General features: G+C 72.2%; 12 protein-coding genes and 1 pseudogene. 6 read left to right on the plus strand and 7 right to left on the minus strand.

The features are described from left to right. Positions 1 to 87: 87 nt before the first annotated feature. The 3 genes from QF035_RS48125 to QF035_RS48135 form a co-directional block, all read right to left on the minus strand. Positions 88 to 1,242, minus strand: a complete 1,155-nt coding sequence (locus tag QF035_RS48125; RefSeq protein ID WP_307528621.1) for a serine hydrolase domain-containing protein — start codon at positions 1,240 to 1,242, stop codon at positions 88 to 90. A 189-nt stretch (positions 1,243 to 1,431) separates the two neighbouring features. Further along, positions 1,432 to 1,836, minus strand: coding sequence for a nuclear transport factor 2 family protein (locus tag QF035_RS48130; protein WP_307528623.1), 405 nt, complete (start codon positions 1,834 to 1,836; stop codon positions 1,432 to 1,434). Positions 1,837 to 1,846: 10 nt separating this feature from the next. Beyond that, complete coding sequence (locus QF035_RS48135; RefSeq protein WP_307528625.1) at positions 1,847 to 2,815, minus strand: acetylxylan esterase; 969 nt, start codon at positions 2,813 to 2,815, stop codon at positions 1,847 to 1,849. A gap of 112 nt (positions 2,816 to 2,927) precedes the next feature. On the opposite strand from QF035_RS48135, the gene QF035_RS48140 reads away from it, so the two are divergent. Beyond that, positions 2,928 to 4,286, plus strand: coding sequence for an 8-oxoguanine deaminase (locus QF035_RS48140; RefSeq protein ID WP_307528627.1), 1,359 nt, complete (start codon positions 2,928 to 2,930; stop codon positions 4,284 to 4,286). 33 nt (positions 4,287 to 4,319) lie between these two features. Here QF035_RS48140 and QF035_RS48145 read toward each other — a convergent pair whose 3' ends face one another. Next, a complete protein-coding gene (locus QF035_RS48145; protein ID WP_307528629.1) occupies positions 4,320 to 4,904 on the minus strand; it encodes an Rv1733c family protein in 585 nt (194 codons plus the stop codon). Positions 4,905 to 5,208: 304 nt separating this feature from the next. Here QF035_RS48145 and QF035_RS48150 point away from each other — a divergent pair, with 304 nt between their 5' ends. Continuing rightward, positions 5,209 to 6,096, plus strand: a complete 888-nt coding sequence (locus tag QF035_RS48150; protein WP_307528631.1) for a universal stress protein — start codon at positions 5,209 to 5,211, stop codon at positions 6,094 to 6,096. A gap of 44 nt (positions 6,097 to 6,140) precedes the next feature. On the opposite strand, the gene QF035_RS48155 is transcribed toward QF035_RS48150, so the two are convergent. Together QF035_RS48155 and QF035_RS48160 are read right to left on the minus strand one after the other, a co-directional pair. Next, on the minus strand, positions 6,141 to 6,932 hold the full coding sequence (locus tag QF035_RS48155) for a ferredoxin reductase (protein ID WP_307528633.1): 792 nt from the start codon (positions 6,930 to 6,932) through the stop codon (positions 6,141 to 6,143). After that, complete coding sequence (locus tag QF035_RS48160; RefSeq protein ID WP_307528634.1) at positions 6,925 to 7,530, minus strand: sulfite oxidase-like oxidoreductase; 606 nt, start codon at positions 7,528 to 7,530, stop codon at positions 6,925 to 6,927. The genes QF035_RS48155 and QF035_RS48160 overlap by 8 nt, the downstream gene beginning before the upstream one ends. Positions 7,531 to 7,740: 210 nt before the next feature. Between QF035_RS48160 and QF035_RS48165 the strand changes: the two genes are divergently transcribed. Then, entirely contained in the window at positions 7,741 to 8,661 is a 921-nt protein-coding gene (locus QF035_RS48165) for an NADP-dependent oxidoreductase (protein ID WP_307528636.1), read from the plus strand. Next, positions 8,658 to 9,378 (plus strand): annotated as a pseudogene (locus QF035_RS48170) (GNAT family N-acetyltransferase). The gene QF035_RS48165 and the pseudogene QF035_RS48170 overlap by 4 nt, the downstream one beginning before the upstream one ends. A 106-nt stretch (positions 9,379 to 9,484) precedes the next feature. Here QF035_RS48170 and QF035_RS48175 read toward each other — a convergent pair. Next, the gene (locus QF035_RS48175) at positions 9,485 to 9,943 is read right to left on the minus strand and encodes a MarR family winged helix-turn-helix transcriptional regulator (protein WP_307528638.1); all 459 of its coding nucleotides are present in this window, start codon (positions 9,941 to 9,943) and stop codon (positions 9,485 to 9,487) included. A gap of 284 nt (positions 9,944 to 10,227) precedes the next feature. Here QF035_RS48175 and QF035_RS48180 point away from each other — a divergent pair, with 284 nt between their 5' ends. Both QF035_RS48180 and QF035_RS48185 read left to right on the plus strand, forming a co-directional pair. Further along, a complete protein-coding gene (locus tag QF035_RS48180) occupies positions 10,228 to 11,010 on the plus strand; it encodes a putative protein N(5)-glutamine methyltransferase (RefSeq protein WP_307528640.1) in 783 nt (260 codons plus the stop codon). Positions 11,011 to 11,152: 142 nt separating this feature from the next. Then, positions 11,153 to 13,168 carry an NADPH-dependent 2,4-dienoyl-CoA reductase gene (locus QF035_RS48185; RefSeq protein WP_307528642.1) on the plus strand — a complete coding sequence of 672 codons (2,016 nt, stop codon included), beginning with the start codon at positions 11,153 to 11,155 and terminating at the stop codon, positions 13,166 to 13,168. Positions 13,169 to 13,176: the final 8 nt, after the last annotated feature.

Genomic DNA, 13,176 nt, shown 5'->3' on the forward strand with positions numbered 1-13,176 from the left:
CGGCCGCGCCCGCCCAGGCGCCGAGGCGTGATGTACGCCCGGCTCCGAGGCGGGCGCGCCGCCGCAACGCCCAGTCCCGCCCTGCCTTCAGAGCGCGGTGTAGAGCGCGTCGATGAGTGCCATCTTCCGTGGGTCGTCGGCGATGTGCGGGCCCATGCGGTTCATGACGTAGCCCAGCGAGACGCCCGTCTCCGGGTCGGCGAGACCGCAGGAACCGCCGAAGCCGTCATGACCGAAGGCCCTCGGATTCGGGCCGTAGGAATGGTTGGGGCCGCTGAGCCAGAGGCCCAGGCCAATCTCCGTCTCGCTTTCGAAACCGGTCCCGAGAACCAGGTCACGGCATGCGCCCTGCCCCTCACGGACCCGCTCGGCGGCCTCCGCGGAGAGGACGCGCTGCGAGCCGTACGAGCCATGCCCGGCGAAGATCCCGTACAGCGCGGCGACCGCGCGGGCCGTGCCGTGTCCGTTGGCGGCCGGGATCTCCGCGGCGCGCCACGCCGCCGTGTTGGCCCCGGCCGCGCCCGTCAGGGGATTGGCCAGGGCGGCCAGTGCCACCGGCGTCAACTGGCTGAAGATCGCGGCCTGTTCACTGGACGAGGCGGCCGGTGGGTGCACCAGCTCGGCCGCGCGCCCGGCCTCCTTCTCCGGCAGCCCGATGGTGAAGTCGATGCCGAGCGGCCCGGTCACCTCCCGCTCCAGGAACGCGCCCGGCAGCAACCCCGAGACGCGCCGCACCACTTCACCGACCAGGAAGCCGTACGTCATCGCGTGGTAGCCCGACGCCGTACCTGGCTCCCACCAGGGCTCCGTCGCAGCGAGCCGCTTCGTGGTCAGCTCCCAGTCGAAGAGCTGCTCCAGCGAGTGCGGCTCCCGCAGTCCGGCCAGCCCCGCCCGGTGCGACAGCAGATGCCGTACGAGCACGGTCTCCTTGCCCGCCGTGGCGAACTCCGGCCAGTACGTGGCCACCGGCGCGTCCAGGTCGAGCAGCCCGCGGTCGGCCAGGATGTGCGCACACAGCGCTGTCGGCCCCTTCGTGGTCGACCACACGTTGACCAGCGTGTCCCGCTCCCACGCGCGCGTCCGGGCCGAGTCCGCCCAGCCTCCCCACAGGTCGACCACGGTCTCGCCGTCCACCGTGACGGCCACGGCCGCGCCCAGCTCGTCGCGCTCCCGGAAGTTCTCCTCGAACGCGGCCCGCACCGCCTCGAAGCGCGTCTCGCACCGACCCTGAACCTGGGACATGGCTCCTCCGTCGTCCGCCGGGAACGCAGGGCGTGACACGACCGCCCGGCTTCCCTGAACGTACCGACTGGTCGGACTGGAGGGAAGTGGTCGGGGAGAACAGCGCCCCGTCAGGGGCGCGGGGAACTGCGCGACCAGCCACAGCCGGTCCGCAGGTTCCCAACAACCTGACAACCCCCCCCGAGGCGTTCAGCCAAGAAACAGCGATCCCGCCGGCTCCTGATGCCCCGGCACGGAGTGCCAGTAGTCCCGCGCCTCCACGGCGAAGCCCTCCGCGTCGAAGCGCACAAAGACACACCCGGCCAGCGTCGACGGACCCTCGCCTTCCTCGGCGAAGACCCTGAACTCGGCGACAGCCACACCGTGTCCGCCGATCACCGGCGCCCCGAACCGCACATCGACAACCCGCTCGTCGGCGAACGACCAGCGAAGATACGCGGCGAGTTCGTCCCGCCCGCGATGCGGCTCGCGGAACGGCATCGACCGGTGGACGCACCCCTCGGCGTACAGCGCCAGCAGCGCGTCCACGTCGTGCTCCGCCCAGGCCCGCTCCCACACCCGGACGAACCGCTCGGCCGCCTCGCGCGTCTCCACTCCGGCCGCCTCAGAAGCGCTGGGGCAGCCAGGCCAGCTTCACGGCCTCCTGGAACGGGCCGCCGCCCTCGTGGTCGTTGAAGTCGTACACCTCGATCGCCTTGTCGTCGTGCCCCCACGCGTTGAAGGCCGCGAAGACCGTCGACGGCGGGCAGGTCTGGTCCTCCAGAGCCGCCGAGAACAGGGCGGGCGCCCTGCCCCGCGTGGCGAAGTGCACGCCGTCGAAGTAGGAGAGCGTGCGCAGGACCTGCTCGGTGCGACCGCGGTGCGTCTTGAGGTAGTTGCCGATCTCCCGGTACGGATCGCGGTCCGTGAGCGTCGTCGCGCGCGGGTAGTCGCACAGGAACGGCACGTCCGGCGCGACCGCCGAGAGGTCCGGCACCAGTCCGCCCACCGCGATCGAGATGCCGCCGCCCTGGCTCGAACCGACCACCGCGACGCGCTCGGAGTCGACGAACTCGTGCGAGCGGGCCGCCTCCACGGCCCGTACCCCGTCGGTGAACACCCGCCGGTAGTAGTAGTTCTCGGGAGCGTCGACGCCCCGCGTCATGAAGCCGGGATACGCGGGCGCGCTGCCCACCGGGTCCGGCGTGTCACCGCCGCCGCCCCACGCGCCGCCCTGCCCCCGCGTGTCCATCACGAAGTGCGCGAAGCCCGCCGAGGCCCACAGCAGATGCGTATGAGGAAGGCCGCGTCCGCCGCCGTAGCCGATGTACTCGACGACCGTCGGCAACGGTGTGTTCGCCCAGGCCGGAAGCGTCAGCCAGCCCTTCACCGGGTGGCCGCCGAACCCGGCGAACGTGACGTCGAAGACCTTCACGTTCTTCAGATGCGCCTCGACGGGTTCGAAGCGGGCGTCCAGACCGTGCTCGCGCGCCTCCTGAAGCGTCTTGCCCCAGAAGGCGTCGAAGTCCTCGGGCTCGACGGACGCGCTGCGGTAGTTCCGGAGCTGATCGAGAGGAAGGTCGAACAAGGCCATGGAAGACCGCCTTTGCTACGAATAAGGGTGCGGATGATCACACCGTACGGGGGTGGCCGGAGGGCCGCCAGACCTCCTCCGCGGGCCGGGCCGTCCTGGCTACGATGACGCCATGCCGCCTGCCGTGGACCTGCTGGTCAAGGACGCCGAACTGCTGGTAGTGGACGGGGAACGGGAGATCCCGGGCGGCTGGGTGGCCGTCAGGGACGGCCGGGTCGCCGCCGTGGGCGGTCCCGGGGCCGAGCCGGAGGCCCGCTCGGAGGTGTCCGCGGCCGGCCGGATCGTCACCCCCGGACTGATCAACACGCACCACCACATCTACCAGAACCTCACCCGCTCCTACGCGCCCGCGGTGAACGGCTCCCTCTTCGACTGGCTCACCACGCTGTACCCGCTGTGGGCCGCGCTCGACGAGGAGGCGGTGTACGTATCGGCGTACGTCGGCATGACCGAGCTGCTGATGGGCGGCTGTACGACCTCCTCGGACCACCTCTACGTACATCCGCGCCCGCGTCTCGTGGACGCCGAGATCCGCGCCGCGCGGGACATCGGGTTCCGCTTCCACGCCACCCGCGGCTCGATGACCCGGTCCGTGGAGGACGGGGGACTGCCGCCGAGGAGCGTCACACAGACCGAGGAGGAGGTCCTCGCCGACAGCGAGCGGCTGATCAAGGCCCACCACGACCCGGAGCCGGGTGCGCTCGTCCGGGTCGCGCTCGCCCCCTGCTCGCCGTTCTCGGTCACCAAGGAACTGATGACGGCGACCGCGGAACTCGCCGAACGGTACGACGTTCGCCTGCACACGCATCTCGCCGAGGACCGCGACGAGGACACGTACTGCCTGGAGACGTACGGCTGCCGGCCCGTCGAGTACTTCGAGGACACGGGCTGGCTGAGCGACCGCAGCTGGGTCGCGCACTGCATCTACCCGAACGACGCCGAACTGCGGCGCCTCGCCGGGGCCGGGGTCGGCGTGGCGCACTGCCCCAGCTCGAACATGCTCATCGGGGGCGGCACGGCCCGCGTGCGGGAGATGCGCGAACTGGGTCTGCCGGTCGGCATCGGCTGCGACGGCTCAGCCTCCACTGACCACGCCTCGCTGTGGATGGAGACCCGCGGCGCGCTCCTGCTCGGCCGATACCGGGGCGGCCCCGGCGCGATGACCGCCCGTGACGCCCTCGACATCGCGACCCGCGGCTCCGCCCAATGCCTGGGCCGCGCCGACGAGTTGGGGCATCTGCGGCCGGGCGCCTGCGCCGACCTCGTCGTCTGGGACCTGCACGAGGTCGCGCGCGCGGGCGCGCTGAGCGACCCCGTCGAGGCCTGGCTGCGCTGCGGTCCCGGCCGCGCCTGGACCACGGTGGTCGGCGGCCGCGTCCTCGTCGACCGGGGCGAGCCGGTGCTGCCCGGGCTGCGTGACGCGCTGCGGGAGCACGGGCGCATCGCGCGGAGCATGCAGCGACTCGGCTGACGCCCGCCGAGGGCTGATCACGGGCGGATCCGCTCAGGTGCAGTGACGCCGCCACTCGGGCCCCGTGTACGCCCACTCCTGTTCCCACTCGGCCAGGCGATGGCGCCCGGCGACCCGTCGTACGACGGCGTACGTCCCCAGGACGCCGCCCGCGAACAGGCCCGTGGCGCAGGCGCCCGCCGACAGCGTGTGCTGCCACACGGCGGTGCCGTCCGCGGGGGCGGGCACGACCCGGCCCCGGTCGTCCAGCCAGATGTACGCGCGGTCGCCGCTCCGGGTGCCGGCGGGTACCCGGGCCTTGTCCGTACGCGGCGGCTCGCCCGGCTCGGTCCAGCGGACGGTCACCCGGTAGGTCGGCTGCCGTTCCCCCTCCGAGGTGGGCACCGCGGCGGGCGCGTGCTCGGTGACCTCGGCGGGCACCCGGTGCCGTTGGGAGCGCTGTTCCTCGGCTCTGGTCCGCGCTCCGTCGTACGCCCACCAGCCCGCGGCGATCCCGGCCAGCGGGCCGCCGACGCACAGCAGGACCGCGACGCACAGCGCGGTCCACGCCTCCACCACGTCCGAGCGGCGCCGCAGCGGATTGCGCCGCCATCGCCAGCCCCGAATCCGTGTCCGCATGTCCCGGCCTCCTCACCGCGCGACCGCTCCCGCCTCTCGGCACCGCTCGTGACCGCTACCGCCTCTCGTCACACGCTCACCGGCGTACACCGCCCACCTTCCACCGTGCTCTTCGTCGGGCGTCTTCGCCAGCCGCGCACGACTGATCCGCGCCCGGTGTGGAACCCGCGTCGTGTGTGTGACCGGGAAGCCGTGTGCGACCGGGGCGGTGATCACCGCGAAGGCATCCGCGAGACGCGCGAGAGGGGTACCCCGAGACACGCGGGCGAAAGGCAGGAGGCATGAGCTTCGAAAGGTACGAGCCATGAACAAGGACACCCGGACCGTCACCGTCGGCATCGACGGCTCCCGCGCGAGTCTCGACGCCGCCGACTGGGCGGCCCGCGAGGCGGAGCGACGCGGAGTCGCCCTGCGGCTGCTGCACGCCGGAGACGAACCCGCCGCACCCGCACGGCCCCCGGGCGGCGCGCCCGTCCGCACCACACTCGACCGGGCAGCCGTCCAACTCTCCTACGGCCACCCGGCGTTGGACATCATCGCCCGCCGCACCGGCATCCCCGCCGTCCCGGCGCTGGTCGCCGCCGCCGCGGAGTCGGAGACCCTGGTCCTGGGCTCGCGGGGCTTCAGCGGTTTCGCCGGATTCCTGGTCGGCTCGGTCGCGCTCGCCGTGGCCGCGCGGGCCGAACGCCCGGTGGTGCTGGTGCGCGCGGGCGAGCTCCCCGAGGACGAGCGGATGCCCGTCGACGGGACCACCCCGCCGGCCCGGGCCCCGTACCTGCCGGTGGTCCTCGGCCTCGACCTCGCCCACCCCGCGGACGACCTCATCGGCCATGCCTTCGACACCGCCACCGTCCGCTCGGCGCCGCTGCACGTCGTGTACGCCTGGACGCCGTCACCGCGGCGGGGCTACCTCGACGGCGGGCGGACGCCCGGTGACACGGCCGAGCAGGAGGACGCCAAGTGCCGTTCCCTGGCGGTGACGCTGGGGCCATGGCGCCACAAGTACCCGGAGACCGAGGTCACCGAGCGCGTCGCCCGCGGGCACGCCGGGCACCATCTGCTCCAGGCGTCCGCCCGGGCGGGACTGCTGGTCATCGGCCGCCGCGCCTCGGCCGGCCCGGGCCTGGGCCGCGCGGCACGCTCCCTGGTCCACCACTCCACGTGCCCGGTCGCCGTGGTGCCCCATCCCTGAGAGAGGCCAGGCGCGAGTCGGGCCGACCACACGCCTCGGGCCGATCAGCCGAAGCGCTCGATCCGGATACGGTCCACCGGCTGGCCGGCGTCCACCAGCAGCCGCGAGGCATGCTCGGCGAACCCGTTCGAGCCGCACACATAGGCCTCCCACCCACCTTCGGGCCGGTCGGCCAGGAGCGCCGCCACATGTGCGGCCGACACACGTCCCACGGGCACACCCTCCGGCGCGGTGCGCGTGAACACGGGTGTGGTCTCGGCCCCGTACTCCGACGCGTAGATCAGCTCCTCGGGACTGCGCGCCGACACCAGCAGACGCAGCGGCAACGACAGCCCCCGCGCGCGATGGTGGCGGACCATCGACATCAGCGGTACGACGCCGGAGCCCGCGCCGACGAGCAGGGCGGGCCGGTCGCCCGGCCAGGCGAAGAAGCCGCTGAGCGGGCCGCGCACCTCCACCTCGTCGCCGGGCTTGGCGACCGTGTGGAACCAGCCGGACACCTCACCGCCGTCGACATGGTCGAGGGTGAGCTCGATGTGCCCGGTGTCGTCGGGCGGCGAGGCGATCGAGTAGTGCCGCTGGGCGACATAGCCGTCCTCCGCCCGAAGCCGCAGCATCAGGTGCTGCCCGGGCAGATGGCCCTCCCAGTCCGGCACGGCGAACCGGAAGGTAGCCGCGTGCGGGGTCTCCCGGCGGACGTCGGTGAGTGTGGCGCGCTGCCAGGTGGCCGCCGTGAGGTTGTTCACGGAGATCCGGCCGGGCACGGCGAAGCGCGTCGGCGGCGTGAAGCCGGCCGACGGCGTGGAGTCCGTGGCGGACAGGGTGGTCTCAGTCACCGGAGTAGCGCTGCTCTTCCCAGGGGTTGCCGCGGTGGTGGTAGCCGTTCTGTTCCCAGAAGCCCGGCTCGTCGTGGTCGAGAAACCGGAGGCCCGCGATCCACTTGACGCTCTTCCAGAAGTACAGATGCGGCACGATCAGCCGCGCCGGGCCACCGTGCTCGGCGGGCAGCGGCCCGTCCCCGTACTCCCACACGATCCAGGCGCGCCCGCCGGTGAGGTCCGCGAGGGGAAGGTTCGCGGTGTAACCGGTGTGCGAGAACGCGACGACGTGCGTGGCCTCCGGTGCCGGACGGACCGTGTCGAGGAACGCGTCGAGCGACACGCCCCCGAAGCGCACCCCGAACTTCGACCAGCTCGTCACGCAGTGGATGTCGCCCTCGTACGCGGACGGCGGCAGCGCGTGCGCCTCGTCCCAGGTCCAGGTGCGCGGTTCGGCGACCAGGCCGTCGACGGTGAACGTCCACTCCTCGGGCGCCAGGTCCGGCGTGACCTCCGCGGACAGGACGGGCCAGTCGTCGCCCGCGTCGTACTGGCCGGGCGGCAGCCCGTCGTTGCGGACGCGCGGGCGCCCGGTGAAGCCTCGGGTGACGTTCATGCGGGAGGTGCCTCCAGGCCTGCCGGACGGCGGCCCTTGATCGTTGCGTACGCCCTCCACGGTACCGGGCCCGCCGGGAAGCCCCGCCCCGGATCGTTGCGGCCGCATGAACAGTCCGGCGGCCCGGGAATAGCAACCCCGCGATCCACCTTGCCGCTAGTGCCCACCCCGGTTGATACCCACCCCGGTGCGAAGGAGAGTGACGGAGCAATGCCCAAGGCGTACGTCTTCACCCAGTACGGCGGCCCTGAGACCGAAGCCCTCGTCGACCAGGACCGTCCGAGCCCCGGACCCGGCGAGTTGCTGGTCGCCGTACGGGCGGCGGGCGTGAACCCCGTCGATTCCAAGCAGCGCACCGGTTACCAGCGCCCCGGCCAGCAGCCGCGCGCGGTGCCCGCCGTGTTCGGCAACGAGGCCGCCGGAGTCGTCGAGGAGGTCGGCGAGGGCGTCACGGACTTCGCAGTCGGGGACGAGGTCTTCGGCAACCCGGTCGCCGGGGCGTTCGCCCAGTACGTACTGCTCCCTGTGGCGGTCACCGCCCACAAGCCCGCCGGTGTCTCCTTCACGGACGCCGCGGCCCTGCCCGTCGCGGCGGCGACCGCGTACGACGGAGTCCGCCAACTGGACCTTCCGGCCGGTTCGACCCTGCTGGTCACGGGCGCGGGCGGCGGTGTGGGCGTCTCGGTGCTCCAGATCGCGCGCGCCGACGGACTGAACGTCATCGGCGTCGCGAGCGCGGGCAAGAAGGACCTGGTCGAGTCGCTCGGTGCCGTGCATGTGCCGTCGGGCCCCGACTTCGCCGACGGCGTACGGGCCGTGGCGCCCGACGGCGTGGACGCCGTCTACGACGTGGTCGGCGGTGAGGTACTGGAAGGAGCGGCCGAGCTGGTCGCGGACCGGACGAAGCTGATCACCGCGGGCGGCAAGGACATCGTGGAGCGCCTCGGCGGCTCGCCCGTCGCGCGGGCCCGTACCGCCGCGGTGCTCGACCAGGTGGCGCAGCTCGTGGCCGACGGCAGGCTGGACCCCTTGGTGACGCAGACCTTCCCCCTCGAACAGGCCGGGGAGGCGCTGCGTACCGTCGAGGAGGGCCACACGCGCGGCAAGGTCGTGATCGAGGTCGCCATATGAGCGGGGCGCGTCACCCGCTGGACAACCCGGCGCTCGGCTCGCTGACCGGCCCGCACGCCCACTTCGCCGAGCGGCACGGGCGCGTGCTGCGCTACCCCGTCGACGTGTCGCCCTGGCTGGCGCTGCCCGACGAGCCGGGCGCCGAAGACTGGGCCGACCTCGCGTCGCTCGTCGGCCCCGGCGGCGAGATGGGGCTCCCCGCCTTCGACGGAGGTATCCCGGACGGCTGGGAAGTGACGTTCAGCCTGGACGGCGTACAGCTCGTGGACGACGGCCTGGCCACGGCGCCCGAACCTGAGGCCGTACCGCTCGGTCCCGCCGACGTACCGGAGATGCTGGACCTGGTCGAGCGCACCAGACCGGGCCCGTTCCTGCCCCGGACCGTCGAACTCGGCACGTATCTCGGCATTCGTCGGAACGGGACTCTGATCGCCATGGCGGGGGAGCGGCTGCATCCACCGGGCTGGACCGAGATCAGCGCGGTCTGCACCCCACCCGGACTTCCGCGGCGAGGGCCTCGCGACCCGGCTGACCCTGGCGGTCGCCCACGGCATCCGCGCCCGGGGCGAGACCCCGTTCCTGCACGCCGCCGCCGAGAACACCACCGCCATCCGGCTCTACGAGGAGATGGGCTTCCGGCTGCGGCGCAGGACGAGGTTCGTGGGGGCGCGGGTGCCCGAACTGCTCGGTGACCGGCAGACGTCGGGGGTCGTTTAGCGGCGGGGGAGGGCGTCGGGCCGCAGCGGGCTTGAACGATGGTGGTGTGGCGGGCCTCAGGAGAGGGACGGATCGCGCGGCCTGCGCGCTCGCGTGCCCGACGTTCTCAGTCGCTCGCGGGCGCGGCCCTGAACGTCACTCCGCCCGCCGCCGCGTTGTACCGCAGCAGATACCCGGCGAACCGCTCCAGGTCCTCCTCGGGCCAGCCCGCGAGCCGCTCGCGGAACGCCACCCGGCGGCTCGCGGTCACCTGGGCGAGGATCTCCTTGCCGGCGGGGGTGACGCGGAGCACCTGGACGCGCTGGTCCTGCGGATCGGCCCGGCGCTCGACCAGCCCGGCCCGTTCGAGGGCCGAGACCTGGCGGCTGACGGTGGACTTGTCCAGGGCGTAGTGCGCGGCCAGGTCGGTGGACCGGCAGCCGCCGACGTCCTCCAGGTGGCCGAGCAGCGTGTACGAGACCAGGGACAGCTCTGGGTGCAGACGTCCCGCCGAGGCCCGGGCGCGGCGGGCGAAGGCCGTCAGCTCGTGGTGGATCGTCTCGATGGACACGTCGGCTGCGTTCACGGTTTCATCCTTCCTCTTCTGGTTGCATCGTACAACTAAGTGGTTGCCTAATACAACTAGAGGAGCCTCGGGGTGCAGGGCGAGGAGGGGCGGGATCCGGGTCCCGGCCGGAGTCCGTGCCGTGTAATGTTGCCGTCCGGCTGCGGACCGCCCCAGCCGCGAACGGACCGAGGAGGTGAGCCCCATTACCGCTGTGTCAGCTCGGGTGCTCTCGCCTCAGGGCCTCACCGTCATCAGGTGACCTGGAGGGTGCCCTTCGGCTTCCCGAAAGGCTCTCGGCTTCCATGCCACCTTCTTACGCACATGTCGTCACCGCGCTCCGCTCCGCGGGCTGTGTCTTCGCCGAGGACGAGGCGCGTCTGATCCTCTCCACCGCTCGTACGCCCGCCGAACTCACCGTGATGGTGGACCGCCGGGTCGCGGGCCTGCCCCTCGAACACGTCCTGGGCTGGGCCGAGTTCAGGGGTCTGCGCATAGCCGTGGAACCCGGTGTCTTCGTGCCCCGTCGACGCACCGAGTTCCTGGTCGAACAGGCCGTCGCGCTCGCCCCCGAGGCCCCCGTCGTCGTGGATCTGTGCTGCGGCTCGGGTGCGGTGGGTGCGGCGCTCGCCGCCGCGCTTCCCGGCGTCGAGCTGTACGCCGCCGATGTCGATCCCGCCGCGGTGCGGTGCGCTCGGCGGAACGTGGGTGCGGGTGCGCATGTTTATGAGGGGGATCTCTTCGAGGCATTGCCTCGTGGTCTCCGTGGTCGCATCGGCATTCTGGCTGCCAATGTGCCGTACGTTCCGAGTGGCGAGGTCGGGCTGCTGCCGCCCGAGGCCCGTGACCATGAACCTCTTGTGGCGCTCGACGGGGGTGGGGACGGGCTCGATGTCCTGCGTCGTGTCGCCGTGGAGGCGCCGGGGTGGCTGGCGCCCGGGGGGAGTCTTCTCGTCGAGACGAGTGAGCGCCAGGCGGGGCCGGCTGTCGAGATCTTTGCCGGTGCTGGGCTGACACCGAGGCTGGAGGTCTCGGAGGAGCTTTACGCGAACGTCGTGATTGGAGTGACGGGCGTGACGGGCGGCTGAGGCTGCGGGATTGCGGTGCGGGTTGTTCGTGGCTGGTCGCGCAGTTCCCCGCACCCCTTTGGGGTCGCCATTGTGCAACTAGTTGCAAAAAGCCCTCTCCGTCGTCTACAAAGACATGACGACACCGCGTACGGAGGGGCCCATGAGCCGTTACCCGCATCTGCTGAACCCGCTCGACCTGGGCTTCACCACGTTGGCGAACCGTGTGCTCATGGGCTCCATGCACGTCGGCCTGGAAGAGGCCGAGCGGGGCTTCGAGCGCATGGCGGAGTTCTATGCCGCCCGGGCGCGCGGCGGTGTCGGCCTCATCGTCACCGGCGGCATCGCCCCCAACGAGGCGGGCCGCCCGTACGAGGGCGGGGCCAAGCTCACCACCGAGGCGGAGGCCGAGCAGCACAGCGGGATCACCGCCGCGGTGCACCGCGAGGGCGGGAAGATCGCGATGCAGATCCTCCACTTCGGGCGGTACGCCTACCACCAGGACCTGGTCGCCCCCAGCGCGCTCCAGGCGCCGATCAGCCCGTACCCGCCGCACGCGCTCACCGACGACGAGGTCGAGCGGACCATCGACGACTACGCCAGGGCCGCCCGTCTCGCGCGGCGGGCCGGCTATGACGGTGTCGAGATCATGGGCTCCGAGGGCTACCTCATCAACGAGTTCATCGCCGCGCAGACCAACAAACGCGAAGACCGCTGGGGCGGTTCGTACGAGAACCGCATGCGGTTCCCGGTCGAGATCGTCCGCAGGGTGCGGGAGGCGGTCGGCGAGGACTTCATCATCATCTACCGGCTGTCGATGCTGGACCTGGTCCCGGGCGGATCCTCGTTCGACGAGGTGATCACGCTCGCCAAGGCCGTCGAGGCGGCCGGGGCGACCATCATCAACACCGGTATCGGCTGGCACGAGGCCCGGATCCCGACCATCGCGACCTCGGTGCCGCGCGGCGCGTACGCCTGGGTGACCAAGAAGGTCATGGGTGCCGTGTCGATCCCGCTCGTGACGACCAACCGCATCAACACCCCTGACCTCGCGGAGCAGTTGCTCGCCGAGGGCCACGCCGACATGGTGTCGCTGGCCCGCCCGATGCTCGCCGACCCGGACTTCGTGGCCAAGGCCGAAGCCGGGCGCCCCGAGGCCATCAACACCTGCATCGGCTGCAACCAGGCCTGCCTCGACCACACGTTCAGCGGCAAGATCACGTCATGTCTGGTGAACCCGCGGGCCTGCCACGAGACGGAGCTCGTCCTCTCACCGACCCAGCGGCGCAAGCGAGTTGCGGTGGTCGGCGCGGGCCCGGCCGGACTCGCCTGCGCGGTCAGCGCCGCCGAGCGCGGCCACGACGTCACCCTCTACGACGCCGCGCACGAGATCGGCGGCCAGCTCAACGTCGCCCGACGGGTCCCCGGCAAGCAGGAGTTCGACGAGACGATCCGCTACTTCCGTACGCAGCTCGAACTGCACGGCGTGGACGTGCGGTTGAACACCCCTGTCACCGCCGAGGACGTCTCCGCGTACGACGAGGTCGTCGTCGCCACGGGAGTCAGCCCGCGCACACCCGAGATCCCGGGCGTCGACCACCCCAGCGTCGTCGGCTACCTCGACGTGCTGCGCGACGGCGCGCCCGTCGGCGACCGTGTCGCGATCCTCGGCGCGGGCGGCATCGGCTTCGACGTCGCCGAGTATCTGACCGACGGCGGCGACAAGGCGAGCGAGGACCCGGCGACGTACTTCCGGCACTGGGGCGTGGACATGGACTACCGCGCGCCCGGCGGCCTCGGCACCCCCGAGCGACCCGCCCCGCCGCGGACCGTCCACCTCCTGCAGCGCAAGGCGTCCAAGGTCGGAGGAGGCCTCGGCAGGACCACCGGCTGGATCCACCGCACCGAGCTCAAGCACCGCGGCGTCACCATGGTCCCGGGCGTCCAGTACGACCGCATCGACGACGCGGGCCTGCACGTCACCGTCGACGGTCGGGCCTCCGTCCTCCCCGTCGACACGATCGTGCTCTGCACCGGCCAGGAACCGCGCCGCGACCTGTACGAGGCGCTGCGCGCCGACGGCCGCAGCGTGCACCTGATCGGCGGCGCCGACGTGGCGGCCGAACTCGACGCCAAGCGGGCCATCAAGCAGGGCACGGAGCTGGCGGCGGCGCTGTAGGCCGACAT

The organism is Streptomyces umbrinus (genome assembly GCF_030817415.1).
GTDB classification, from domain to species: domain Bacteria; phylum Actinomycetota; class Actinomycetes; order Streptomycetales; family Streptomycetaceae; genus Streptomyces; species Streptomyces umbrinus_A.

What these genes read in the sequence shown, in the direction of transcription:
- QF035_RS48125 (WP_307528621.1), bottom strand. Translation starts at nt 1,242, where the DNA reads ATGTCCCAGGTTCAGGGTCGGTGCGAGACGCGCTTCGAGGCGGTGCGG.
- QF035_RS48180 (WP_307528640.1), top strand. Translation starts at nt 10,228, where the DNA reads ATGCCACCTTCTTACGCACATGTCGTCACCGCGCTCCGCTCCGCGGGC.
- QF035_RS48135 (WP_307528625.1), bottom strand. Translation starts at nt 2,815, where the DNA reads ATGGCCTTGTTCGACCTTCCTCTCGATCAGCTCCGGAACTACCGCAGC.
- QF035_RS48145 (WP_307528629.1), bottom strand. Translation starts at nt 4,904, where the DNA reads ATGCGGACACGGATTCGGGGCTGGCGATGGCGGCGCAATCCGCTGCGG.
- QF035_RS48165 (WP_307528636.1), top strand. Translation starts at nt 7,741, where the DNA reads ATGCCCAAGGCGTACGTCTTCACCCAGTACGGCGGCCCTGAGACCGAA.
- QF035_RS48140 (WP_307528627.1), top strand. Translation starts at nt 2,928, where the DNA reads ATGCCGCCTGCCGTGGACCTGCTGGTCAAGGACGCCGAACTGCTGGTA.
- QF035_RS48185 (WP_307528642.1), top strand. Translation starts at nt 11,153, where the DNA reads ATGAGCCGTTACCCGCATCTGCTGAACCCGCTCGACCTGGGCTTCACC.
- QF035_RS48160 (WP_307528634.1), bottom strand. Translation starts at nt 7,530, where the DNA reads ATGAACGTCACCCGAGGCTTCACCGGGCGCCCGCGCGTCCGCAACGAC.
- QF035_RS48150 (WP_307528631.1), top strand. Translation starts at nt 5,209, where the DNA reads ATGAACAAGGACACCCGGACCGTCACCGTCGGCATCGACGGCTCCCGC.